19 protein-coding genes and 2 riboswitches are annotated in these 25,488 nt (G+C 43.7%); of the genes, 12 read left to right on the plus strand and 7 right to left on the minus strand.

The window, feature by feature from the left end:
* The first annotated feature begins 156 nt into the window (after positions 1-156).
* The 3 genes from BVI01S_RS12650 to BVI01S_RS12660 all read left to right on the plus strand — a co-directional run bounded on the left by BVI01S_RS12650 (position 157) and on the right by BVI01S_RS12660 (position 5,060).
* Positions 157-1,536, plus strand: a complete 1,380-nt coding sequence (locus BVI01S_RS12650) for a Glu/Leu/Phe/Val family dehydrogenase (protein WP_061810401.1) — start codon at positions 157-159, stop codon at positions 1,534-1,536.
* 151 nt (positions 1,537-1,687) lie between these two features.
* Positions 1,688-2,260, plus strand: a complete 573-nt coding sequence (locus BVI01S_RS12655) for a TetR/AcrR family transcriptional regulator (RefSeq protein ID WP_061810403.1) — start codon at positions 1,688-1,690, stop codon at positions 2,258-2,260.
* 73 nt (positions 2,261-2,333) lie between these two features.
* Entirely contained in the window at positions 2,334-5,060 is a 2,727-nt protein-coding gene (locus BVI01S_RS12660) for a YhgE/Pip domain-containing protein (RefSeq protein WP_061810404.1), read from the plus strand.
* 39 nt (positions 5,061-5,099) lie between these two features.
* Here the strand turns inward: BVI01S_RS12660 and BVI01S_RS12665 are convergent, their stop codons facing one another.
* Complete coding sequence (locus tag BVI01S_RS12665; RefSeq protein WP_061810405.1) at positions 5,100-5,927, minus strand: glycosyltransferase family 2 protein; 828 nt, start codon at positions 5,925-5,927, stop codon at positions 5,100-5,102.
* 136 nt (positions 5,928-6,063) lie between these two features.
* Between BVI01S_RS12665 and BVI01S_RS12670 the strand changes: the two genes are divergently transcribed.
* From BVI01S_RS12670 to BVI01S_RS12690, 5 genes are all read left to right on the plus strand, one after another.
* The gene (locus BVI01S_RS12670; protein WP_060672475.1) at positions 6,064-6,282 is read left to right on the plus strand and encodes a DUF1659 domain-containing protein; all 219 of its coding nucleotides are present in this window, start codon (positions 6,064-6,066) and stop codon (positions 6,280-6,282) included.
* 40 nt (positions 6,283-6,322) lie between these two features.
* Entirely contained in the window at positions 6,323-6,541 is a 219-nt protein-coding gene (locus BVI01S_RS12675; protein ID WP_061810406.1) for a DUF2922 domain-containing protein, read from the plus strand.
* Positions 6,542-6,750: 209 nt separating this feature from the next.
* A riboswitch (SAM riboswitch) is annotated at positions 6,751-6,856 on the plus strand.
* A gap of 69 nt (positions 6,857-6,925) precedes the next feature.
* Positions 6,926-7,939 carry a methionine ABC transporter ATP-binding protein gene (locus BVI01S_RS12680; protein ID WP_061810408.1) on the plus strand — a complete coding sequence of 338 codons (1,014 nt, stop codon included), beginning with the start codon at positions 6,926-6,928 and terminating at the stop codon, positions 7,937-7,939.
* Positions 7,929-8,594 (plus strand): methionine ABC transporter permease, encoded by a 666-nt coding sequence (locus BVI01S_RS12685; protein ID WP_061810409.1) that lies wholly within the window; start codon positions 7,929-7,931, stop codon positions 8,592-8,594. The genes BVI01S_RS12680 and BVI01S_RS12685 overlap by 11 nt, the downstream gene beginning before the upstream one ends.
* Positions 8,595-8,615: 21 nt before the next feature.
* Entirely contained in the window at positions 8,616-9,431 is an 816-nt protein-coding gene (locus BVI01S_RS12690; protein WP_061810410.1) for a MetQ/NlpA family ABC transporter substrate-binding protein, read from the plus strand.
* A gap of 92 nt (positions 9,432-9,523) precedes the next feature.
* Here the strand turns inward: BVI01S_RS12690 and BVI01S_RS23160 are convergent, their stop codons facing one another.
* A complete protein-coding gene (locus BVI01S_RS23160; RefSeq protein WP_280512997.1) occupies positions 9,524-10,696 on the minus strand; it encodes a YecA family protein in 1,173 nt (390 codons plus the stop codon).
* 549 nt (positions 10,697-11,245) lie between these two features.
* A riboswitch (cyclic di-GMP riboswitch) is annotated at positions 11,246-11,330 on the plus strand.
* Between the two features lie 98 nt (positions 11,331-11,428).
* A complete protein-coding gene (gene tagU / locus BVI01S_RS12700; RefSeq protein ID WP_061810412.1) occupies positions 11,429-12,367 on the minus strand; it encodes a polyisoprenyl-teichoic acid--peptidoglycan teichoic acid transferase TagU in 939 nt (312 codons plus the stop codon).
* 406 nt (positions 12,368-12,773) lie between these two features.
* On the opposite strand from tagU, the gene BVI01S_RS23285 reads away from it, so the two are divergent.
* The 3 genes from BVI01S_RS23285 (at position 12,774) to BVI01S_RS12715 (ending at position 19,067) form a co-directional block, all read left to right on the plus strand.
* Complete coding sequence (locus tag BVI01S_RS23285) at positions 12,774-13,199, plus strand: VanZ family protein (protein ID WP_061810414.1); 426 nt, start codon at positions 12,774-12,776, stop codon at positions 13,197-13,199.
* A gap of 160 nt (positions 13,200-13,359) precedes the next feature.
* On the plus strand, positions 13,360-17,667 hold the full coding sequence (locus BVI01S_RS12710) for a DUF8508 domain-containing protein (protein ID WP_061810415.1): 4,308 nt from the start codon (positions 13,360-13,362) through the stop codon (positions 17,665-17,667).
* A gap of 113 nt (positions 17,668-17,780) precedes the next feature.
* Positions 17,781-19,067 carry a DUF3221 domain-containing protein gene (locus BVI01S_RS12715; protein ID WP_061810416.1) on the plus strand — a complete coding sequence of 429 codons (1,287 nt, stop codon included), beginning with the start codon at positions 17,781-17,783 and terminating at the stop codon, positions 19,065-19,067.
* Between the two features lie 46 nt (positions 19,068-19,113).
* Here BVI01S_RS12715 and BVI01S_RS12720 read toward each other — a convergent pair whose 3' ends face one another.
* Positions 19,114-20,316 (minus strand): LysM peptidoglycan-binding domain-containing protein, encoded by a 1,203-nt coding sequence (locus BVI01S_RS12720; RefSeq protein WP_167562118.1) that lies wholly within the window; start codon positions 20,314-20,316, stop codon positions 19,114-19,116.
* Between the two features lie 277 nt (positions 20,317-20,593).
* Positions 20,594-21,559 (minus strand): oxygen-dependent tRNA uridine(34) hydroxylase TrhO, encoded by a 966-nt coding sequence (gene trhO / locus BVI01S_RS12725; protein WP_061810417.1) that lies wholly within the window; start codon positions 21,557-21,559, stop codon positions 20,594-20,596.
* A 252-nt stretch (positions 21,560-21,811) separates the two neighbouring features.
* Between trhO and BVI01S_RS12730 the strand changes: the two genes are divergently transcribed.
* Positions 21,812-23,818: a penicillin-binding transpeptidase domain-containing protein gene (locus BVI01S_RS12730; RefSeq protein ID WP_061810419.1), complete on the plus strand. Its 2,007-nt coding sequence runs from the start codon at positions 21,812-21,814 to the stop codon at positions 23,816-23,818.
* Positions 23,819-23,897: 79 nt separating this feature from the next.
* On the opposite strand, the gene BVI01S_RS12735 is transcribed toward BVI01S_RS12730, so the two are convergent.
* Both BVI01S_RS12735 and BVI01S_RS12740 read right to left on the minus strand, forming a co-directional pair.
* Positions 23,898-24,689: an SDR family oxidoreductase gene (locus BVI01S_RS12735; protein WP_061810420.1), complete on the minus strand. Its 792-nt coding sequence runs from the start codon at positions 24,687-24,689 to the stop codon at positions 23,898-23,900.
* A gap of 36 nt (positions 24,690-24,725) precedes the next feature.
* Entirely contained in the window at positions 24,726-25,478 is a 753-nt protein-coding gene (locus tag BVI01S_RS12740; RefSeq protein ID WP_061810421.1) for a plasmid pRiA4b ORF-3 family protein, read from the minus strand.
* Positions 25,479-25,488 lie beyond the last annotated feature (10 nt).

The raw sequence follows: 25,488 nt of genomic DNA on the forward strand, positions 1-25,488 counted from the left end.
GATACAATAATCTCCAAGCAACTATTGAAACGTGTGGCTTTTATCATAGTGAAATTTCCAGGCTGCATAAGAAATTAGTCGTTTTTAACCACCCCAAAGAGGGTAATCCTATACTAAATACCAATATTTTCTTCAAACCAATAGGAGGGACCCATATTGATCAGCCAAACGAGAGATATCGTTCAAAAATCATTGGATGCGTTACTAGAGGACCAGTCATTTTTGCCGGAAGTGAAAGGTGAGAACAGAAAGAAAGCGTTTACGTCATTGACGTCGATCCTGTCGACGCCTAATCACGTACATAAATCGTATTTAAGGATTCCGCTGGATGATGAGAAGGTCGTCCGGATCCCGGCGTTCCGGGTTCAGCATAACAATGCCCTCGGGCCGTATAAGGGAGGGATCCGTTTCCATGAGTCGGTCAATGAGGAAGAGGTCGTGAACCTGGCGTCGTTGATGACGTTGAAGAATGCCCTTCATGACGTACCGTTTGGAGGCGGGAAAGGCGGGATCATCCTGAATCCCCGCGAGTATTCCGAGAAGGAGCTTCATTTGATCGCGAGGAAATATGTGCAGTACTTCAGTGATATCCTCGGACCTGATAAGGATATCCCGGCTCCTGATATGGGATCCGGTGAACGGGAAATGGACTGGATGATGGCCGAATACAAGAGCATTCGTCCCGGAATGCCCTATAGAGGAAGCTTTACCGGGAAAAGCGTCGTGAATGGAGGGTCCCTTGGCCGCCGGGAAGCGACTGGGAAAGGCGTATTCTTTACATTCCGTTATCTCGTCCATAATTTCGTGAAGGAACAGAAGAGCCTGCTGACGAAGACGGATAATGTGTTTGCGAAAACGGCCCTTGATTATGAGGACAGACCCCTGACAATCGCCGTCCAGGGATTCGGGAACGTCGGCTCGGTGGCAGCCCTTGAAGCCCATCAGTCCACTCATTTGCAAAACAAAGTGGTGGCGGTTAGCGACCGGAATGTGACACTGTACAATGCAGATGGCCTGGATATTCCGGCTCTGGTCGAGTTCACGATGAAGAATAAGGGTGACCTGCCGACTGAAGACGGCCAGTTGAAGGAAATGGGCGTAAAGGCGGAAATTCAAGAGCGAGATGAGGTCCTTTATCTGGACGTTGACGTTCTGATGCTTGCTGCCCTTGAAGATCAGGTGCATAAGGATAATGTAGGGAAGGTGAAAGCCGGGATCATCGTCGAAGGAGCGAATGCGCCGATCACGACAGAAGCGGATTCGTACTTGAGTGATAAGGGGGTCATCATCATCCCTGATATCCTCGCCAATGCCGGAGGGGTGATCGTCTCCTACTTCGAATGGCTGCAGGGCAGGGAAACCCAGTTCTACACAGAGGAAGAAGTCTTCAACCTCCTCTACGACAAAATGAAAACCACCCTGGATACCGTCCTGCCCCTCTTCTTCGGAGACCCATTCCCCCTCCGACAGAACTGCTACATCCACTCCGTCATGAAACTCTCGACGGTCCTATATCGACAGGGAAAACTGTATTAACATTTGAGGGACGGACCTTTATTCCTAGGAGCTGGTGCTAGGAATGGAGGTCCGTCCCTCTCTTCTTTGAATCTATTCCGGGAAGATGTTATAGTGGGTTTTAGAATGGGTTTGAACGAAACACTGATTTGGTCAGGGGGTTTATGAAAGGATGTCTATTGATCGAAGAGAGTTGATTGTGGAAGCGGCGACGAAGTCTTTTTCGCTGTTCGGATATAAGGCAACGACGATGGATCAGGTAGCGAAGCTTGCGAATGTCGGGAAAGGGACAATCTACACGTTCTTTAAGAATAAGGATGAACTGTTCCAAGAAATCGTGTATGGCATGGTAAGGGAAATGAAATCGTCAGCAGATCTTGCCATCCAACCTGACAACAGCTTTTATGAAAATGTCCATGAGGCATTGATTACGCTTCTTGAGTACCGGACCGATCATCAGCTGATGCTTAAGCTGATCGAGGAAGAGAAACAGATCGGTACCCGCGCAGTGGAGGAAATGCTTCATCATATTGAAAATGAATTGATCGCCTATGTAAAGAGCAAGATTGATCGGGCTATGGAGAGTGGGCAGATCAAGCCTTGTGATACGGAAATCATTTCATTCATCTTGTTGAAGGTATACATTTCACTTGTGTCCGATTGGGAACGGAATCATCCACCCCTATCGTCTGAAAAAATCGCCGCAATCATGGAGGATTATTTACTGAAAGGATTATCCACGTAAATGGTCCTTTCTTTTTTTAGAGTCCTTTTGACCAAATGGTGAAGATAGTCATATATTCGAAAGGGTTGATAAAATGAAAGGATTGCGTTCGCTGAAGGGTGAATTTCGTAACATTTTTACGAATAAGACATTGTTGATTGCCGTCTTAGCCGTATTGTTTATCCCTGTATTATACAGTGGAACATTCTTATGGGCATTCTGGGATCCGTACGGACAGGTGGATCAGCTCCCTGTTGCCGTCGTCAACAATGACAAAGGTGCCGACTTTAACGGCGAAGAACTGACAATAGGAACAGATTTTGTAGAAGATTTGAAAGAGAACGACACATTCGATTGGAGATTCGTAGATGAAGAGAAAGCCGATAAGGGCCTTGAAAACCGGGATTATTATTTGAAAATCGAAATCCCCGAGAATTTCTCCGAACATGCGACGACCCTTGAGGACGTCCATCCCGAGAAACTGGAATTGGTCTATACGGCCAATCAAGGCTCAAACTATATTTCTTCCAAAATAGGAGACTCGGCTATCGAGAAGATCAAGGAAGAGGTATCGGGTGCGGTCACGAAGACCTATGCCGAATCGATGTTTGACCAAATCAAGGAGATTGGGGACGGACTGACTGAAGCAAGTGACGGCGCAGGCGAGCTAAATGATAAGCTTGGCGATGCCTCCTCTGGATCCGATGACCTTCATGACGGGATCGACTCGGCCCATGAAGGTGCCAATAAACTGTCGGACGGACTGGGAGATGCCGAATCGGGAGCGAATAAACTCGATGACGGGGTCGGATCCGTTGCGGCGGGTGCCGATAAGCTTGAAAATGGCGTCAATTCAGCCCAAAGCGGAGCAGGTGCACTGAAAGAAAATATCGGCAAAGCACAAAGCGGCGCAGAAGACCTGAACGGCGGGATCAACAGCGTGAATAGCGGAGCTCAGACGTTAAATGAAAAGCTTCAGGAACTCGCCGGGAAGTCCACTGCTTTTTCAACAGGTGTCGATTCAGCTTATACGGGCTCTAAAAAAGTGTCGGACGGGCTACAATCCTTTGATGCAGCCGTCACGCAAATGACAGAAGGGAATCAAGAACTTCTGAACGGGGCGAAGGACTCACAGAAAGGCGCACAGGATCTTGCAGGGGGCCTTCAGGAGTCACTGGCCGGATTAAATGAAATGAATAGTAACTTACCTGCTTTGGCAGAAGGCTCTAAAAAGGTAGCGGATGGGGCAGAATTATTATCTGGCAAAGCTACTGATTTTAAAAACGGCGCCAGCGATACAAAAGCAGGCTCAGATCAGGTCAGTCAGGGGCTTAAGGAAGCAACGGCCAATGTCGATACCCTGATCCAACAGGAACAGGATCCTGCTCAAAAGAAAAGACTGCAGAAACTCAAATCATCCCTTGGTCAATTGACGGGAGGCAGCCAAAAGGTAAGTGGAGGATTGCAGCAGCTTTCAGACAACGCAACGGTGCTGCAGTCTAAATCCGAAGATCTGTCATCGGGTGCTAAAGAGGTGTCTGATGGCCAGTCAAAGATCTTAAACGGATTCGGTCAGATTACAGATGGTCAGCAGAAGCTGTCAGATGGAGCAAATCGACTGGCTGATGGTCAGAGTCAGCTCGTTGCCGGTCTTTCTCAATTCAGTGAAAAATTAGGTGAGGCCCAAACAGGGGTCCAGCAACTCGAATACGGAAGCACCGCATTAACGACAGGCCTCGGTAAACTCGACAATGGAACCGATGCCCTTCAAGAAGGATCCGCGAAACTCGCCAAAGGATCATCCGATCTCGCCGATGGAACAAGCCGCTTATCTACAGGCTCCGATCAGCTCGTCAACGGTCTCGGCGGCTTATATGACGGAACCGGGAAACTGTATAACGGACTTGGGGAGCTTTCGAAAGGATCCGATGACCTGTCAGAAGGACTGGGGATGTTCTCATCCAAATTCAAGGATCTTATGAGCGGTCTGGGAGAACTCCGGAACGGATCGACAGATCTATCCTCGGGTCTTGGAAAACTATCAGACGGTTCAACGGATCTGACAGACGGCCTGAATAAGCTGACGGATGGATCATCCGAGCTGAAAAACAAGCTTGCGGACGGTGCCGAGGATGCGAATGACGTCAACGCCAATGACGATATTTATGATATGTTCGCAAAACCAGTCAAGCTTACAGACAAACCGATCCACGATGTACCAAACTATGGAACGGGCTTCACCCCGTACTTCCTGTCACTCAGCTTATTTGTCGGTGCCCTCGTGATTTCGATCATCTTCCCAATGAGGGAACCGGCTGTCACGCCGAGAAGCGGGTTCGGTTGGTTCATCGGGAAATTCGGCGTTCTCATGTTTGCAGGGGTTTTCCAGGCACTGCTGGCAGATTCCATTCTTTTATGGGGACTCGGCCTTGAAGTGACCAGTATCCCGCTCTTTATCATGATGAGTATCCTGGCGAGCTGGACGTTCTTATCCATCGTCCAATTCCTGGTCACATCCCTTGATAATCCAGGGAGATTCATCGGGATCCTCATCTTGATTTTACAATTAACGAGCAGTGCAGGAACCTATCCGATCGAACTGGTACCTGAATTCCTGCAGCATTTCTCAAACTTCCTGCCGATGACGTATACGATCAATGCATTCAGGGCGATCATCTCCACAGGGGATTATGCGTTCATGTGGCATAATGTGATGTTCACCCTCATCTTCTTATGTGTTGCCATGGGAGGGACCATCCTTTATCTCACATTCAGATTTCGCATCCTTCGCAGGAAGCATTATCGGGAAATAGAAGCATAAACCATTTGAGGGACGGACCTTCATTCTTAGGAGCTGGTGCTAGGAGTGGAGGTCCGTCCCTCTGTTATAGCGGGAGCGGATCGGTTGGCCGTCCCATTTTCTATGGGAGGATGCTTTCCGCGCGAGCAGTTCGGGTTCTTGGAGCAGGGTCCAGAAGTTGTTGGTGGGGAGTGGGTTCAAGTTATGTTTGGCACAAAGTTTGTCCAGGTAGTGACGCATTTTAGCAGGGGCCGCAGAGTTACTCGTGTGGCCGTACGCGTAAAGGACCGTTGCCATGGGCAACCTTCGTATATTGAATGTCTCGTACACCCGCAAAAATAAGTCCCAATCCCAGTAGTTGTTCATCTCAGGATCTAAATGCCCAATGACTTGATGGATATCTCGTCGATAAATTGTTCCTGAGGGGATGTAGGTCGAGAATTTCTTCATGTCGTCTAACGTATAGTGATAGGCAAAAAGCTTTTGACTCTTGGGAACTCTAACGCCATTTTCTACTCTGAAATCAAATATTTCAGCGTCACTATGCACGAAATCCACATTTTCTTCTCTCATTAATTTCATCGATTCTTCAATATGCTGGGGAAGCAGCATGTCATCATCATCACATAAAAGAATATATGAGCCTCTTGCAGCCTGAATACCCAGGTTTCTGGCCGTTACGTGATGTGGTTTCGGGAATGGATTCAGAATCGTCACCTCTAATTCCGGATAGAGAGGCTTTACAAAATCTACATTCTCACCACCATCGTTCACTATGATTACTTCCGTCGGCGGATGTGTTTGCCGGATGAGACTTTCCAATAGCTCACATAAGGATAATGGTCGGTTATAGGTTGGTATGACAACACTTATAGGGTCATTTATCATCATATTCTCCTTTTTGGGGGTGGGTATATTCACCTATAATATTCTTCTCTGAATTGTTTAATGCCACAATATTTTTATGGAAGGTGTCTTTCTGCCTCGCCTTCGCCTATATAAAGGGTGAAAGGAGGTGAGGTACATGGCAACAGCGGATCTGAAGTCGACGAGAATTCGTCTTGCTTACAATGACGGCCAGGATGAGAAAGGCAAGCCTAAGTTCGCGTACAAATCGTACAGCTACATCAATGCCCTGGCATCAGCTGATGAGATGAACAGTGCGGCGTTATCCATCGCAAGTCTTTCATCCAAAGCGCTTTTCAACGTCGAGAAGCTCCAGAGTTTTGACATTAATGAGTAAGAGAAAGTGAGTGATATCACATGGGAAGGAGGTATAAACGATGGCGAAAGTATTGGAACTGGAATTTAAAACGGAAACCGGGAAGTCGGCGAAGTTATCCATCAATGACCCGATCGATCCGATCGATACAGTGGCAGTGAAAGCCGCGATGGACAACCTGATTGCGACCAATGTGTTTGCAAGTTCGACGGGCGCATTTGTGAGTGTGGAAGGTGCCCGGGTGGTGGAACGTAATGTGACGGATTATGATGTGATGTAGCGAGTGGAAGTGTCCTCCTTAATGGGGGACATTTTTGATTGTGAAGAGACCTGCTTAGAAAGATTGGTTTTTTTGAGAAAAATAGTAAACACTGAGGGGACAACAAAGATAACGCTTACATAAAATCACCCTCAAAATCCCCTATTGACTTCCCGTCCCATACCCAGTATTATCCTCTATAAGATAAATTTTTGAAAATTACATACATTCAATTATCAAGAGTGACCGAGGGATCAGGCCCTATGACGTCCGGCAACCTCCAGAAATGGAACGGTGCTAATTCCTGCAGAATGATTTCATTCTGAAAGATAAGTCGAGATAAACAGGCGATGCTTCTTTCAGTTGAAAGAGGCATTTTTTATTGGAGAAAAAGGGGTGTGCACATTGATCGAGATTCGGAATCTAGTAAAAACGTACAAAACGAAAAAGCAAACGGTGGTCGGTGTCGACAACGTCTCTGTCACCATCAAAAAAGGGGAGATCTTCGGGATCGTCGGGTACAGCGGAGCGGGGAAGAGCTCACTCATTCGCTGCCTGAATTTACTTGAAACCCCGACATCCGGGGAAATCATCATCGATGGACAGGATTTCACGAAGCTCACATCCAAGGAGTTAAGACTTGCCCGTCAAAAAACGAGCATGATCTTCCAGCACTTTCACCTGATCAAATCGAAGACGGTTTTTGACAATCTGGCCTTTGCCTTGAAAGCGGCACATGTACCAAAAGGGGAAATCAAGCCGAGAGTCACCGAGCTCCTCGAGATGGTCGGTCTCTCAGATAAAGCGGATTCGTATCCTGCTCAACTCAGCGGCGGACAAAAGCAGAGGGTAGGAATCGCGAGGGCCCTTGCAAACAACCCATCCGTACTACTTTGTGACGAAGCAACATCTGCCCTCGATCCGAATACGACCAAATCGATCTTAAAGCTGTTGAAAAAGATCAACAAGGAACTGGGATTGACGATTGTCCTTATCACCCATGAGATGGAAGTCGTCAAAGAAATCTGCGACCGGATGGCTGTGATGCAGGACGGGAAGATCGTGGAGGAAGGTCCCGTGTATGACCTGTTTGCCGAACCAAAACAGCCTTTGACGAAGCAGTTCATCGAAACGATTCTCCAATTCGAACTGCCTCAGCATCTGGTGGAATCGAGAAAAGGAAAGCTCATCAAGATTCAGTTCAAAGGATCCATCGCCGAGGAAAGCGTCGTATCAGAGGTGTTTCAGCGCTACAAGGTGCGGGGGAATATCCTTCACGGCAAGATTGAATATATTCAGGATGTCCCACTTGGGATATTCATTATGGAATTGATTGGATCAGCTGACGAAATCGAAGCGACGATTCGTTATATTACAGCGAAGACACAAAGCCTGGAGGTGCTGGAGGATGCTGCCTGATTCATTGACTGCTATACTGCCAGAATTGAATAAAGCCTTTTTTGAAACGGTGTATATGGTGGGGATTTCGCTGGCGGTAGCGATCATAGTGGGACTGCCGTTGGGGATTCTTCTGTTCGTCACAGACAAGGGACTGTTCCTGCAAAATAGTTTCATTAAAAAGGTCGTCGGATTCGTGGTGAACATGGTCCGCTCGGTTCCATTCATTATTCTATTAGTCGCACTCTTACCCTTAACCAAACTATTGACCGGGACAACCATCGGACCGACGGCGGCATCGGTATCACTCTCGGTTGCGGGCATTCCGTTTTTTGCGAGAATGGTAGAAACGTCTTTAAGAGAAATTGACAAGGGAGTCATTGAAGCATCGGTTTCAGTTGGAGCGAGTCCATGGATGATCATCAAAGACGTGCTGTTACCGGAAGCGCGTCCGGCCGTCATTCAGGCGATCACGATTACAACGATCAGTTTAGTCGCCTATTCTGCCATGGCCGGCATCGTAGGCGGCGGAGGAGTCGGGGATCTTGCGATTCGCTTCGGATACTACCGCTATGACAATACGGTGATGATCACGACCGTCGTCATCCTGATTTGTTTAGTTCAACTCATCCAATATACGGGTGATATATTTGCACGATTAGTCGATAAACGATAACAACTATAGGGGGAACAACAAGTGAAAAAGTGGATATTATTTGTAGCATTAGCGGTAACAGTGAGCTTACTGGCTGCCTGCGGCGGAGAAGAGGCAAGCTCGGAAGATAAAAAAGAAGTGACCATCGGGGCCACATCCGGCCCATACAGTGATATGGTGACCAAAGCGATCAAGCCCGGTCTTGAAGAAAAAGGCTATACGGTGGAAGTGAAAGAATTTAGTGATTACATACAGCCGAACAACGCACTGGCACAGGGGGACCTGGATGCGAACCTCTTCCAGCACAAAATTTATATGGAAACCTTCGCGAAGCAGCATAACATGGACCTGTCCGAAGTCATTGTCGTACCAACGGCTCCGATGGGAATTTACTCACAGAAGTTCGATTCCATCAAGGACATCAAAGAAGGCAGTGCCATCGCGATCCCGAATGATCCGACAAACGCGGCACGTGCATTTCAAATCCTTGAGGACGCCAAGCTGATCACGTTGAAGCCGGACACGGATCCATTGACCGTATCCGAAAAAGACATTGATGAAAATGTGAAAAACCTTCAGTTCAAGCCGATCGAAGCGGCACAGCTTCCAAGGGCAGTCGACAGTGTCGATCTATCAGCAGTTCCTGGGAACTATGCACTGGCAGCAGACATGGACCTACTCGATGCCCTGCAACTGGAGGACATGCCTGACCAATACCGAAACCGCGTAGTCATGAACACGAAAGACGTCGACTCACAACTCGCCAAAGACATCAAAGCCGTCGTCGAAGCCGACCAATTCGAAAAAACCATCGACCAAGAATTCAAAGGATTCGGCAAGCCGGAGTGGATGGAGTAGAGGGACGGACCTCGATTTTCACCATAATTCAATAGTGAAACGTGATAGGGACGGACTTCCGCATGAAAATGCGGAGGTCCGTCCCTCATCTATTATAGGCAGCACTTCTTATATTTCTTCCCGCTTCCACACGGGCATGGGTCGTTGCGTCCGATTTTTTCTTCTTTTATGACGGGTTGCGGAATAAACGCAGGTGGCTCATTTAACATTTCAAGTTCCATTATCTCCAGCAAGTGTCTCCATTCTGAAAGTTTGGGGTGTTGAATCCCATTCATGACGCAATTGACATACAGAGATTCTTCTAAACAAAACAACCCATCATCATACCCCGTTTCAATAAAGTCCTCTATCATAGGGATGGCGTCTATTGATAATTGCCGACATAGATTATCTGCAATGATCGTTTTGGCAATAAGGTCATCTGTTTGATTAAACAGTCTTAATAGTGCCTTTTCGGCTTCTTTAGATTTGATCCTGCCCAGTACGTCCAGAGTGTAGAAGTAGGTATTCCCATATAGGGCTATTTTTTCAACTTCCCGCACTACAAGGTCCGTCCCTATTTTGACCAGGGCATTTGCTGTTTCCTCAAATAAAAAGTCACCTTCTTCTTCATTTTTGAAGAGACTGGCTAATTGAGGGACAACACTTTCTTCCTGGATTTCACCGGCCATGTAGACTTGATAAATACCTTCAAATCCGAAAAACTCCTTTTCATCCATATTGTTCTGAAGTCCATTCTGTACTTCCCAGCTTTCAATGCCGCCTTTTTTAACAAGCTCTTTGATGATTCTTTTTCCATGATCATAAAGGCCTTGATTAAACTCATGTTCATCCAGGTAGACCATAACGTCAGCCAATGCCATATATAGCCCTTCTACCGTTAAAGAAGGAAGCTTCTCTACTTTTTTTAACTGTTCCTCACCAACAAATGCTTTTACTTCTTTTCTATATGTAATTAATAATTCAGTGCTGGCGTTTGTAACGAATTGAGTGTAAAACAGTCGGTTTTTATCCTGTTTATTCATGCCATTTAATCGATTGATTACTTCTTTCATGCCATCTTCATCCAGTGGCAGGTACAATAAATTAGGAAGAACAGGGGATGAATATCTCGATACCGGTCCACGGTCAACGGCTTTCAACCCCATCAAAAATGTATTTCCTTCAGGTAAATAAGTATCCTCCAACATCTCAATCGCATACCTCTGCACAAACGGGTCCTCACTCAAAAAATAAGGCTCAACCCTCTCAACAAAACTGTTCATCCAATCATCCTTTATCATCGTATTTCCTTCAGTGTAATGGGTGGAAGGGGAAAATGGAAGAGGGACGGACTTCCGCATAGGGAATTAAACTCTATGGAACTTGAAAGCTGGTAATCTGTGAATATGGCATACAACGGAACCGTTTCAGCGAACAGCCCATTCTACGTCAAAAAGGTAATAGAAACTATACTTCCTATCAGGAGGGGTATACTTCAATATGAAGAGCAATGAACTTACCGAATCAAAAGTCGACACCATCTGTATAACAATAATTATCCTTTTCCTTTATTGTCTGAAAGTGTCGATATATAGGTTTTAAAATTGATAGATAATTCAGACTAGTTACCTTATCATAGAAATATGGAAATAAATATAAAATGTTGAGGGAGGGAGACTATTGCCGGTCTATTATATGAAAGAACTTTGGACACCATTAAAGTTCTTTGGAATAAAGTTCTTTAAAAGCGAAGAGAAAGTAATATATATAAAAGTATTCCATACTCCACGAAAACGGATTTTTGGATGAGCGAAAGATAATAATAGTAAACCGTCCGACAAAGGCAAACCCATTGAAAAGTGGTGACGCAAAACTACAGGGGCTAAGGTCAGGAGACTATGCTTGCCAGTTACCGAATTCGGTTTGAGGAGAACGATAGCCTAACACATAGGTTTATTTTTTTGTCTAAAAAACACCTTAATAAGAAAAAAGAGAAGCATAAGCTCCTCTCCGAGTTAAATATCTAAATGTTTTTGTAACGTTGTCTGAATTGAATTCAATTCTTCATCCGGGATGAGATAATAGTAGATTCCATCAATCTTTTCTCCATGCCCGTCCTTAATTTGAATTTGTTGAATGTCTTTAGACGCATCTTTATAGTGCTTCTGAATATCGACCATTTCTTCAAATGTTAGATTCGTCTTGATGTTACTTCCCAAAGCATCAAAGATATCGTCAAATTTCCACAGGCTTGATACGCTGGCCCCTTTTTGGATGACCGCTTGAATGACTTCGCGCTGTCTTAACTGTCTGCCAAAATCTCCACGTGGGTCCTCATATCTCATCCGTGAGAAAGCAAGTGCTTCATCCCCATTTAATGTAAGCTCACCTTCAGGGAAGTCAAATCCACCATAGCTGAAATCTAAATCATTTTGAACGGTCACATCTCCCACGGCGTCAACGATATCCTGAAAACCTTCCATATTAATTTTGACATAGTAATCAATTGGAATATCCAGGAGGTTCTCAACAGTATCCATAGACATCTCCACTCCACCGAATGCATAGGCGTGGTTAATCTTATCTTCTGTCCCTTTCCCAACGATGGTAGTTAAAGTATCACGGGGAATACTGATCATTTTTACCGATTTTTCAGAAGGGTTTACAGTCAGAACAATCATGGTATCTGAACGACCAGAATCATTTTTTCTTTCATCTACTCCCAAAAGAAGAACAGAGAAGGGTTGTTTATTATTGAATTCGATTTCTTTGGTGCGTTTAGAGCTCATGTCCCGATCAATTGGAGAATGAATGGTCTCCACTGCTTTGTTAAGGGAGTGATAAATGCTGTATGTATATGCACCTCCGCCTAATATGAACAAAAGAAGGATGATACCAACTACCTTTGTCCATTTTCTTTTTTTACGGTTTTTTTTATGTTTATCACTTCTCAAGATTGATCCCCACTTTTTGCTATTTTATCTTTTAATAGAATACTAACGGTCATTGGAAAACAGTTTGAAAATGTTGAAACAGATGTAGTCCAATTATACAATACAATTTTTCATAATGGTAAATATACTTTTAAAGATATTTAAAGTGGGAATTCACTTCAAAAAATGCAGGAAGGCGGGGACGGACTTATTAATTTAGGTCAGGGTATGCCACTAGTATAATAGAGACCGTGTAAATCTCCATGCCCCCAAACACATTTTGGTGTCAAGCCAATCAACATAGAAGGGTTTCTTTCTATTTAATAGAACATAAATTCTTGGGAGAAAATGAGAAGAAATAAATTTGAAGAAGAGTAAGTTATATATTCAAACTCTAATGGTGAAAATGCTATAAGAGGTGAAATAAATGAAATTCATTGCAACATTATCGTTTGGTATTCTTATCTTCCTTTTGACCTGTACCGAGAATGTACATGAATTGGTATTTTATCAGCAACTACATTTCCAGTTTAACCCTCATCCTGACTTCAATCCATTTCTGAATTTCACAGGCTACCCATTTGGTTCTCCCACTTACTTCACTCAGAAAATCGGACACGGTATGTGCTTTTTCCTATTCTCTTTGCTGCTTAGTCGTGTAGCTAATAAAATTCTCATTGTCATACCAATCTCAATCGGATACGCCCTCATAACGGAAATCGCTCAGGTATACTTTTCACGAACTGGATGCCTCCTGGATGTTTTCTATGATTCTGTAGGTATATTCTCTTATTTTGCATTAAGGGTTCTGCTTTCACAGAAGAAGTATTATCCAATAGAACCCAATGGGTGAGCCACTTTGTCATTCGTAAAGGTTGATAGTGAAGGATTGAAAACGCATACAATTAATAAAGAATTAACTCTTAATTTACACTATTATGACAAATCCTGTTGTATACTTGAAAATAGTGGCGAATCTTCCACTTTATTTAACTATGGACAGGAGGAAGAGTATGAAAAGTAAAAAAATTAAGCGGCAATTGCTAAGTGCAACCGTTGCTTCCGGTATGGCTTTAGGTTTATTGACCCCTTCATTACCTCAGAATGTATCTGCTGCGGAGGAAGGATTTCAGGACTTAATCATTTCGGAATATATCGAGGGTTCGAGTAATAATAAAGCAATTGAGTTGTATAACGGAACTGGTTTAGACATTAATTTAGACAATTACTCCTTAGAACTATATATAAACGGTGATAAAACAAATAAAAGGTCGATGCAACTCTCCGGAACGCTAAGCAATGGAGAAGTACTGGTTATTTCCAATAAGCAGGCAAGTACAGCTATTCTTGCAAAAGCAAATATTCAAGACAGTACGGTCACTTCTTTTAACGGAAATGACCCTATTACACTAAATAAAGGTGACACGGTTATTGATTCAATCGGACAAGTAGGCTCTTCAGCTACATTTGCAAGTGAGGTTACGCTCCTTCGTAAAGACTCTGTTTTCACAGGTGATTCTGATGAAACGAACGACTTCGAGCCTTCAGTCGATTGGAGTGCTTTACCACAAGACACAATTGATTACCTGGGTTTCCATCCATCAGGAGATATTCCTTCAGACACAGAACCCGTTGAATTATCTACTATAGCAGATGCCCGCACAGCCCCTAAAGGAACAGTAGTCAAAGTCCAGGGTACAGCAACCGCGGTCTTTGAAGCAGGCGGACAAATCAATCTGTTCATCCAGGACGGGACAGCAGGCGTCATCGTCCGTGCAAGCGGACTCACTGCCGAGCCGGGTGATGAAGTCATCGCAGAAGGTAAACTCGGAGACTACTATGGAATGCAGCAAATCGAAGCAACGGCTACAAGTGTAGAAATCACAGAAGAAGACAAGGGAGTCCCATCACCAGCTTCTCTGACATCTACAGACCTCTCAGCGGAGAATGGTGAAGAGCATGAAGGGATATTTGTGGAATTTACGGATGTGACTGTGAAATCCAAAGACAGTAACGGTAACTTCACCGCAACAGACAGCAAGGGTGAGTTCGTTATTAAACCAAATGATGGGACAATGATTGAAGTTGGCAAAACGTACGAAATCCTTCGTGGAGTGGTTGATTATAATTTTGACGAATACAAACTGGTCCCTCGGAATACGGCAGATGTCATTGAAACGGCCTTCTCTGTAACGGCTGATCCCGCTTCGGGTTCTGTAGTCGAAGGGACGAAGGTGACACTTCAAACTGCAACGGAAGGTGGGTCTATTCACTATACAACGGATGGAACTGATCCTACATCTGCGAGTCCTGTATATACTGAACCGTTAGAGCTTACTTCAGATGTCACCATCAAAGCCGTCGTAGTAAAAGACGGAGACACAAGTGAAGTGGCCACTTTCACCTACAAAATCCTTAAATCTGCAGACGGCTTAAGCATCCACGATATCCAGGGAGAATCCCATACATCTCCTTATGAAAACATGACCGTTTCAAACGTGGAAGGGATTGTGACAGGAAAGGCTGGCTCGAGTGCATTCTACATGCAGGCAGAGACTCCTGACGATAATGTAGCGACTTCTGAAGGAATCTATGTTTATGCGAAAGGAAGTTCCGTAAACGTAGGGGACAAAGTGAACGTCGCTGGACAAGTAAAAGAGTGGAGAGAAGACGGCTATTCCGATGCAAAAGATCTTCTGACGACTCAAATTACTGCATCGGCTGTATCGGTAGAATCCTCAGGCAACACTGTCCCTGCGGCAGTTGTGGTGGGTGAGGACCGCGTTCCGCCTACTGAAGTGGTAGAAGACGATGAAATGAAAACATTTGATCCCGAAACAGACGGCTTGGACTTCTATGAAAGTCTTGAAGGAATGCTGATTGAAATTCCTGATGCCACGATCACAGGTCCGATTGAATATGATGAACTTTCGGTCGTTGTAAACACAAGCGATGACCAACTCCGCACAAGAGCGGGAGGCGTATTGATTTCTCCTGAAGATTACAATCCAGAGAGAATGTTGATTGACGTCGATGGGATCAATATCAATGCCAAAACAGGCGATACCCTTAATGGATCCGTTACTGGAAACGTGAGCTACGATTACAGTAACTTCAAAATCCGTCCAACAGGTGATTTCCCTGAAATCATTGACGGAGGTACAGTCCGTGAAGTGACGGCCATCACTCCGGTGAAAGAAGACTTGACGATCGCTTCATATAATATTGAGAACTTCTACGCTGGAATCGACCAAAGTAAAGTGGATAAGATTGCCGAATCAATCGTTAAGAATTTGAAAACCCCTGATATCGTCGGCCTTGTCGAAGTTCAGGATAATAACGGTCCAACGGATGATGGAACGACTGATGCAAGTGCTTCTTATAAAGCCATCATCAAAGCGATTGAAGAAGCCGGTGGTCCGACATACGAATTCACTGATATTGCACCTAGTGACAAAGTGGACGGCGGTCAGCCTGGCGGAAATATCCGTGTCGGATTCATTTATAATCCGGATCGCGTTCAATTGACAGACAAAGAAGCTGGAGATGCGGTCACACCGGTGGATGTAGATGAAAACGGACTTACACAAAACCCGGGACGCGTCGACCCAATGAACGAAGCATTTGATGATTCCCGTAAGCCACTCGCTGCCGAGTTCATGTTCAATGGTGAAAAAGTCATCGTCGTAGCGAATCACTTTAACTCCAAAGGGGGAGACGGTGCATTATTCGGTGCAGAACATCCGGTTTTCCTTGGAAGTGAAGCACAGCGTGTTAAACAGGCTACAATCATCAATAACTTCGTGAAAGACGTGAACGAAAACGTTGATGACGCGAATGTCGTGGTTCTGGGTGACCTGAACGACTTTGAATTCTCCAACCCTCTTAAGACGCTTAAAGGCGATGTTTTAACCGATATGATGGAGAAGCTTCCTACTAAAGAGAGATATTCTTATATCTATCAAGGAAACTCTCAAGTCCTTGATCATATTTTAGTAACAAATAATCTAGCAAACTCGACAATGATTGATAGTGTCAACATCAACTCTGACTTTAGTGAAGAGGATGGACGTGCAAGCGACCATGATCCGGTACTTGCTAAAATTCACTTTGAAAATGAAGATGACGACGGCGGTACACCTACTGACCCAGACCCAACGGAACCAGAAGATGGGAGACTGACGATTGATCTGGATTCCTCGTTGATCGTTTCTGGTGTTCAAAAGCTAAACGATGAAAAAGTATCACAACTATTGAAAAAATTCAGCGGTGAATTTGAAAAAGTCACCTTCGAGTTAAGCACAGATGCTCAAGCTATAGAACTTTCAGACAAGGTTCTTCAAGCATTGAAAGATAATAACGAAGCAACTGTCATTGAAGTAAAGACTGCTTTCGGAACATATATGCTTCCTATCAATGAATTGGATGTACAGAATATCGATAGTGCGAGAGTTGTAATCAAGAAAGTGTCAGGAACTGAACTCGGTGACCTTGAAGTTGTTTCTCCTGTCGTTGAATTTAATGTAGTAGTAAACGATGGAGAAAAAGAAGTAGAGTTGTCACACTTCGATCAATATGTAAAGCGTAGCCTTATGACAGATCAAGAAGTGGATCCAAGCAAAGCAGTCGCGGTTATGATTAAAGAAGATGGAACCATCAGAGCTGTTCCAACTTTATTTGATGGTAACAATGCTATGATCATGAGTCAGACCAATAGTCGTTATGCAGTCGTCCAAATGGACAAAACCTTCAAAGATGTGAATGACGGAGTGAACTGGGCAGAGGAGTATATTGAAACATTAGCTTCTAAACACATAATCTACGGGAAAACCGCAGAACTTTATTCTCCGGATGCCGATATGACCCGTGGTGAATTTGCTGCTTTAATATCCAGAAGCTTAGGACTAGTTGCGGATGCTCCTTATGCCGGTCAGTTTAAAGATGTTTCAGGAAACGAAGCAGTAAATAAAGATGGTGAACTTGTGGCAGCGTGGGAAGCAGGTATTATAAAAGGTAAGGAAGATGGTACCTTTAAACCATACGATAAAATTTCCCGTGCGGAAGCAGCCATTATGATTGCTAGAGCTATGGATTATGTCGGATATGATGAAGCAGATTTAGATGGTAATAAGGGTTCTGAGCAATATAAGGATTCTAAATACATGTCTGATGAAGCTCAAAAAGCCCTCGACCTTGCCACTCAGGCTGGTATCATGAACGGTATGGCAGGCGGAGTATTCAAGCCAAATGATTATACAAAGCGGGATCAAATGGCAAAAATCATTGCTGAGACATTACGTTTTGTTGAGTTTATGAACTAAGATTGATCAAGCAAAAGCATCTACTCTTTAAGAGTAGGTGCTTTTTTTCCTGATTATGTAACTATTTATTTTATTTTTCGTCTAATATGTATCAAGCCAAAAGGGATGAGTAGATGAAAAATCAATTAAAATATACCGTCATGATCTCAGTGTTTTTATCGTTAACGGCTTGTGGGAGCGGTAGTCAAGTTGGAACCATCCAACAAAGTCAAGGTGAAGATCAAGCTCAATCTCAATCCGCCGTGCCGGAAAACAATTCAGGCTGGAAAACCATTGAGATCATAAGTGACCGAAACATCATAGCGAAGCTGGAACAAACGGCCCAAGAGACACCAAAATGGAATCAAACTGTCCAAAAAGTAAAAGAAGGGCAGGACTATAAAAAAGGGCAATTTGGTAAACCCACTGATGAATTAGCAAATGAATTAGCACTTCAATCGGTTGTTGGAAATACGGTTATGCCGCTGTTGGAAGAAATATATGGAGGATACCGAGGATTAGATGAAGCTGGAGTCGTCTTTTCAGAAAGCAAGAGTAGGGGGGCTGAGCAATCAGGTTTTTGGATTGGTATTAAAAAACCAGATGACCGATTGAAAAAGTTTCTCACTGAAATGCAAAAAAAGGTGGATGCTGGAGAACTTAAAGCCAAAGATCTCTTTATCTTCTATACACCCCATACGACAGCTGAAAATAATCTTTTGATGAATAAAGTAAATGAAAAAGTGAGAGCCATTGTTAAAAAGCATGAGACACCGGATCGTTTAGCAGGTGAAGTCTCAGTGGATACCGTTACCGGGAATATTGAAATCGGACATAATTTTCTCACCGAAGATCAGAAAGACGGTTTGGTCGATGCTTTCCCAAACAGGAAGGTGGTCTTTCATCAACAAGGTCGACTTGTTCCTAAGAAAGGAGAAAAGGACATAACTTATCCTAAAGATAAGTACTCCAAGGAGACGTCAAAAGAAGGTGAATACGTCATGAATCTTGGGGAGAACGGAATGCTCCTGGTTTCTGCTCAGTCAGTAGACTTTAGTGAAACAGGCGGAGAGAAGGAATTTTATTCAGCTACAAGATATAAGTTTCCGGAAGCCTCACAAAAATTACAAGTGGGACAAAGGGTAAAGGTAGAGGCTTCCGGACCCATTATGGAATCCTATCCGGGTCAGGGTACAGCTCTCTATGTGGACGTTCTCCCTGAGTATAAACCGGAACATGCTGATTTATCAGAGTCAAAAGTGATTCAGTCGGGGATCAAAAAAGCGGGGAATGATCAAAATCATTACATCCTAAGTATCCGGGATCTCTCTTATAATGAAAAAGAAGATGAGTGGACCATTATATTCCTTAAGGATAAAGAAGTAATCGAGATTGTCATACCAGATGAGGAAAGTAGGTAACTAGAAAAAGAGTGCATGGACTCAGAATCCATGCACTCTTTAATAATCAATACAATCGTTTAAATCCATCGAACTTTGAACTCCAATACGAGTCACTCAAACTAGTAATCTCTACGCCGTTGTCCCCTGCGTGGATAAATTGATTATTCCCTAAATAAATCCCCAGGTGAGAGATTCCTTTTTTGTAGGTATTCTCAAAGAATACCAAATCGCCGGGTTTTGGACTGTCAACGTAATATGACCGACTGTAATACCCTTCGCTTGAGTATCTTTTTAACGCTTGACCAGCCTCTTTATGTACATAATAAATGAATCCACTGCAATCAAAGCCTGCAGGTGTTGTGCCACCCCAAACATAGGGGGTTCCAAGGAGCAATTTTGCCTGAGTGACTACATCAACACCGCCCTGAGGGGAATTCACCGGGGTGGACGAATCAATAGAATGGCCTATTGAAAGAACCTGACCAGCCAAAATACGCTCATTCGTAAGGTTATTCCACGTCCTTAAATCCTGTATGGATACGTTAAACCGATTTCCAATGGCTGAAAGAGAATCTCCAGGCTGCACGGTATATTTTTTGCTTTCTGTCGTATTTTCGGGTAGTGTGTGTGTTTCTTCCGTTTGGGTACCCGTGGTTTTGACTGTTTTCAACTGTTGGCCGATATAAATCGTATCCTTTTTTAAACCGTTCAGATCTTTAATCTGCTGAATAGACATGCCAAGCCTTACGCTGATATGTGATAAAGTATCTCCGGATTTTACTGTGTATGTAGCTGTTTGCTGAATAATTGGGTGACTTGGTTCATATGTATCGGGTGTGGAAGGTGTTGAAGAACTGTTCGATACATTAAGTTTCTGCCCTGGAAAAATTAAATGATTTGTCAGGTTATTGCGCTTCATTAACTCAGATATTGAAATGGAGTATAAATTTGCAATCTTTCCAAGAGTATCACCAGACTTAACCTCATATGATTTGGTTGGAACAATGATGGATTTGGGCAGATCAGTTTTAGGTTGGGTCTGAGGAAGAGAGCTTGTCTGGACAACTTTTAGAACTTGGTTTGGAAATATAGCATCTCTCGACAAGTTGTTCAATGCTTTTAAATCGTTCACATTTGTATTGTATTTTTTTGAGATCGACCATAAAGATTCACCGGACTCGACTTTATGAGTGCTGGCCGAAGCATGTGCAATGAAACCGGAAGATAAAATTGCCGTTGTCGTCACTGTTACGATCGCTTTTTTCAATTTGTCTGTTCTCCTTTTCAACATGAGATATTGGTTGATTCCGACATTTTTTATCATATAGTGGAAGATTATAGTATTAATTAGAATATATCATAAAAGATTGTTAGTAAGTCTAAATTTTTTGAAAATTTTTGTGGGGAATTTGGATTATGTGTAATAGATATAATCTTAATAAAGATTGAAAGGGAGCTTTGGATTTTTATCAGGGGAGAGAAGAAATAGCAACATAAACAAACCGCTTGGAGATTACTCCAAGCGGTTTGTTATATATTATCACTTAAATAGTCGTTTTTACCTTCTCATTCTCAATCACTGCCAAACGCTCTGCCACTTCTTCCTCCGTCAAACCGTGTTCCATAACATAGCGGTTCTCAGGACTCGTGCGGCACTCATGTGAGCAGCTTCTCATATATTTATGCTCATTTTCTTCAGAGCAAAGGATCTTTCGGTTACAAGGCGGGTGTGCACAGTTTACGTAGCGTTCACAAGGTTCGCCTGTGTAGAAATCTTTCCCTACGACAACGTGTTCGGTCTGGTTGACAGGAACACCGATGCGCTCGTCGAATACGTAAAGCTGACCGTCCCAAAGTTGCCCTTTTACTTCAGGGTCTTTACCGTAAGTTGCGATACCTCCGTGCAGCTGTGCAACATTCTCAAAGCCTTCTTTTACTAGCCAGCCTGAGAATTTTTCGCAGCGGATCCCACCTGTACAATACGTGATGATTTTCTTGCCTTCAAGTTTATCTTTATTATCGCGGACCCAGTTCGGAAGATCGCGGAAGTTTTTGATATCCGGCTTCACGGCTCCTCTGAAGTGACCCAATTCATATTCATAGTCGTTACGTGCATCAAGGAGGATTGTATCTTCCTGTTGGATTTGTTCAAAGAAATCCTTTGGCTCAAGATATTCACCAGTAAGCTCATTCGGATTCACATCATCTTCAAGACGGAGAGTCACAAGCTCTGGACGGTGCTTCACTTTCAATTTCTTGAACGCGTGCTCGTCTGCTTCATCAATCTTGAATACAGTATCCTTGAAATGTGGATCCTGTCTCATCGCTTCCATATAAGCATCCGTCTGTTCGATCGTACCGGAACATGTCCCGTTGATTCCTTCAGAAGAAATCAGGATGCGCCCCATCAGGCCGATATCCTGGCACATTTGTTTGTGCTGGGCAGTGACTTCCTCGGGGTTCTCAATGTCTACATAGTTGTAATACAGTAGTACTCGGTAATCTTTCATGTTTATTTCCACCTATCGATATATATTTGCAAGATATAATCTTAGGATTCAGTTCCTTATTACTCTTACGATGTACTATTATAACAAATTTTTACGAAAATGCATCATATGAGAGTGAGAAATACTGGGGATTGTGAGGAAATGGTGGTGGAAATTGAGTTTAGAATATAAAATATAAATACATTAAATTTGTAAATCTGGATACGATTTGAAACAATGAGTATAAGAATAAATAAGGGGTTGTCACTACATATGATCAAAAAAATCATGCTGCTTTGTACCTTCATCGCTCTCAGCCTACTGTTCGCAGGATGTCAGGAAAAGGCCCAGCCGGATGATCGCCTGCAGGAATACGTGGATCTTTGGAATAAAGGGAAGTTTGATAGTATGTTCTCAGATTACGCAAACTCTTCAACCAAAGATACATACAAAAAAGCAGATTTCGTTACAAGATATAAAGACATCTATAAAGATCTGGAAGTGAAGGATGTAAATGTATCCTTTAAAAAGCCTGATGAAGAGGTAGAGTGGGATAAAGAAACAAAAGCCAAATTCCCCATGACCATCTCGTTTAAAACTCTCGCCGGTGAGGTTTCATATAAAAAAGATGTCACGTTGACAAAAGAAAAAAAGGACGACGATGAAAACTGGTTCGTGGATTGGGACCCTTCGTTCATCCTGCCTGAAATGGAAAAGGATGATAAAGTCGGAGTGGAAAGCATTTCTGCCAAACGCGGCGAGATCCTCGACCGGAATCAGCAGCCCCTTGCTGTCAACGGGGAAGCCTTTGAGCTTGGGATTGTCCCGAAAGAGTTCAATGAAAATGACTTGAGCAAGCTGTCATCCCTATTGGATTTGTCAACAGACCAAATAAAAAGTAAATTGGACGCTAGCTGGGTGAAGCCTGACTATTTTGTCCCAATTAAAAAAATTGCCTTAAAAGAGCGTCCTCTCGCACTGGAAGTAATTGAACTGGACGGCCTTTATTCCAAGCGGGTGCCTGCAAGGGAATATCCGTACGGAGAAGCCACTGCCCATCTGACCGGTTATATCGGAAAGCTGACAGCAGAAAAATTGGAGAAGCTAAAAGACAAAGGCTATACTGCTCAATCCTTGATGGGTTTAAGCGGAGCAGAGGAAGTCTATGAGGATCAGCTGCGGGGCAAAGACGGACAGCGTATCTATCTGAAGCAACCAGATACAGAAGACACCTTCACCGTAGCCGAGCAACCGGTTGAGGACGGAAAGAACATCACCTTAACCATTGATGCCGAGATGCAAAAGAAAATATACGCACAGATGAAGGATGAGGCAGGAACGGCAGCCGCCATCAATCCCCAAACAGGAGAGGCACTGGCCCTTGTGAGCACGCCTGCCTATGATCCGAATGAGTTTGTATTAGGGATGTCTTCAGAAAAATATAAAAAACTGGCGGACGATCCGAAAAAACCGCTCAGGAACCGATTCCAGCTTGCCTATTCACCGGGATCCACAATGAAGGGCATCACAGCATCCGTCGGTCTGAAATCCGGCAAGCTGGATCCTTCAAAAATCTATGATATCCCGGGGAAGAAGTGGCAAAAGGATGAATCATGGGGTAATTATAAAGTGGTCCGTGTTTTCGACAATGAGAGCAAAGTGGATCTCGAAAGCGCCCTTAAATTCTCGGACAACATCTATTTTGCACGGGTCGGACTGGATATGGGTGCCGAGACGTTTATTGCAGGTTTGAAGGATTTCGGCTTTGGCGAAGAAATTCCTATGTCTTACCCGATCTATAAATCACAGGTTTCAAACGACGGAAAAATCTCCAAAGAAGTCCAGCTGGCCGATTCTGCTTTCGGTCAAGGGGAAGTGCTGATGAGCATCGTTCACATCGCAAGTGCATATAGCGGGATCATCAACGATGGCACGATGATGGAACCAAAACTCCTGAAGGATGAAGAACCAAAAGTGTGGAAGAAGGATCTGCTTTCGAAAGAACAGGCAGATATGATGAAAACGGATTTTCGAAAAGTGGTCACAGAAGGCATCGCCGGAAAAGCGAGTGTTGAAGGTAAGGAGATTGCCGGTAAGACCGGTACGGCAGAGATCAAGTCGGAGCAGGGGACGAAAGGCAAGGAAAATGGAGTGTTCGTTTCCTATGATCAGAATGATCCGTCCATGGTCCTTGCCATGCTCCTTGAAGATGTACAAGATGCCGGGGGAAGTACGCATACTGTCCAAGTGGCCAAGAAGTTTTATGATACTTGGAAATAAAGAGAGAGAGGGGCAGATGCTCCTCTCTTTTTCAATGCGAAAAATAATCCCCAAAGACCTCCTTTGGGGATTAAAGTGTTTATAAAGCAGTGACCATTCCACCATCAACGACCAATGATTGCCCGGTTAAGTAGGTATTGGCATCTGAAACGAGGAAGGCAATCACTTTGGCAAACTCATCCGGTTCACCATAGCGTCCTATAGGGATCGTTTTCTCATTCATACTTCTCAGCTCGTCCACGGTCATATTCCGTTTCTCAGCGTTTAGTTGATCCAGCTCCGCCACCCGGTCCGTTGCAATTCTTCCGGGACCGACCGTGTTGATGAGAATGTGATCCTGTGCGAGTTCCCTTGATAAGCTTTTTGATAACCCGACCATTCCGGTCCTGAACGTATTTGATAGAATCAGACCGTCGATGGCTTGCTTCGTAGACGATGAAGCAATATTCACGATCCGCCCACCATTATTTCTTTTCATATGAGGAATGACCTCCCTGATCGTTCGAATATAGCTGAGGAGGTTCAATTCAAAGGCATACTGCCAATCGTCATCCTCGAACTTTTGAAATCCTCCCGCTGGCGGGCCGCCCGTATTATTGACGAGAATATCCACGCCACCCAGTTTCGATACCGAGGTTTCTACGAGGGAGCGGATATCTTCGGGCTTCGTCATATCACATGTCATGTAATGAATGTGCTGATTCCCGGTTAATTCGATGATTTCATTTGCAGTCTTCTGAAGCTCTTCTTCATTTCTGCTGGAAATAAGCACGCGGGCTCCTTCTTTCGCCAGTTCCAGTGCCGTGGCTTTTCCTAAACCTTTACTTGATGCGGTCACGATGACTGCTTTATCTTTTAATCCGAAATCCATTTCAATCCACCTCATTTTATTGTCTGCCGTTATATATTAAAACCGTATTTCTTTTAATCTTTCGTTGGTTCCTTCCAAGTCAAATTCTTCGGGGTTGTGATCCGCAAACCATTCCCTGAAAAACATGACTTCCTCATCTTTTTCACCGGGGTTTGATAGTACTTCTAAAACATGTTGATAATGCTTGATACCCCCACCATTTTCTAGAGGACGATTTCGTTTCCCCTTAAGGCAAACCGGAAAATTCAATTTTTGATCCTCTGATATTTTCTCGAGGAGGATCTGGTGCTGCCAATTGTCTCCAAAATCATAGGTGTAAGATATCTTATCGTTCTCTTCATCCAACACATTTCCAAGGATCGCTTTACTGGAGTCATAAGTCCGATTCGCATCAAATTCATACTCTTCGTTAGGATATTCAAACTCACCATGTCGAGTATCGAAAGAGTATAAATGTGAATTCGTCCAACCCATTACTGCTTGGATTACATGATGAAATTGATGGAGGGAAACAATGTTAGGAATGAGTACCCGTCTCCAAATGGGCGGTTTTGCCCCTTTTAAAGAAATTTTTAACTGAAAGGTTTTTTTCTCCACAGGTTGTGTTACTTCTTTTTCTACCTTTGGATTAGTTACATTTGGCAGAATTTGAGTCAATATTGGTTCTTGGAATTGTTCGATAAGCGTAGTTTCAAGTCTTTTCTGATCTAGGGGAGGTAATGCTCTGTATTCTTCCGAGGTTTTCAGCTTAGTGATGAGGCTTTGCAGGAGATCTTCATGATTTAGCATAATTTTCCTC

This window comes from Rossellomorea vietnamensis NBRC 101237 (assembly GCF_001591825.1).
In the GTDB taxonomy this organism is placed as follows: Bacteria; Bacillota; Bacilli; order Bacillales; family Bacillaceae_B; genus Rossellomorea; species Rossellomorea vietnamensis.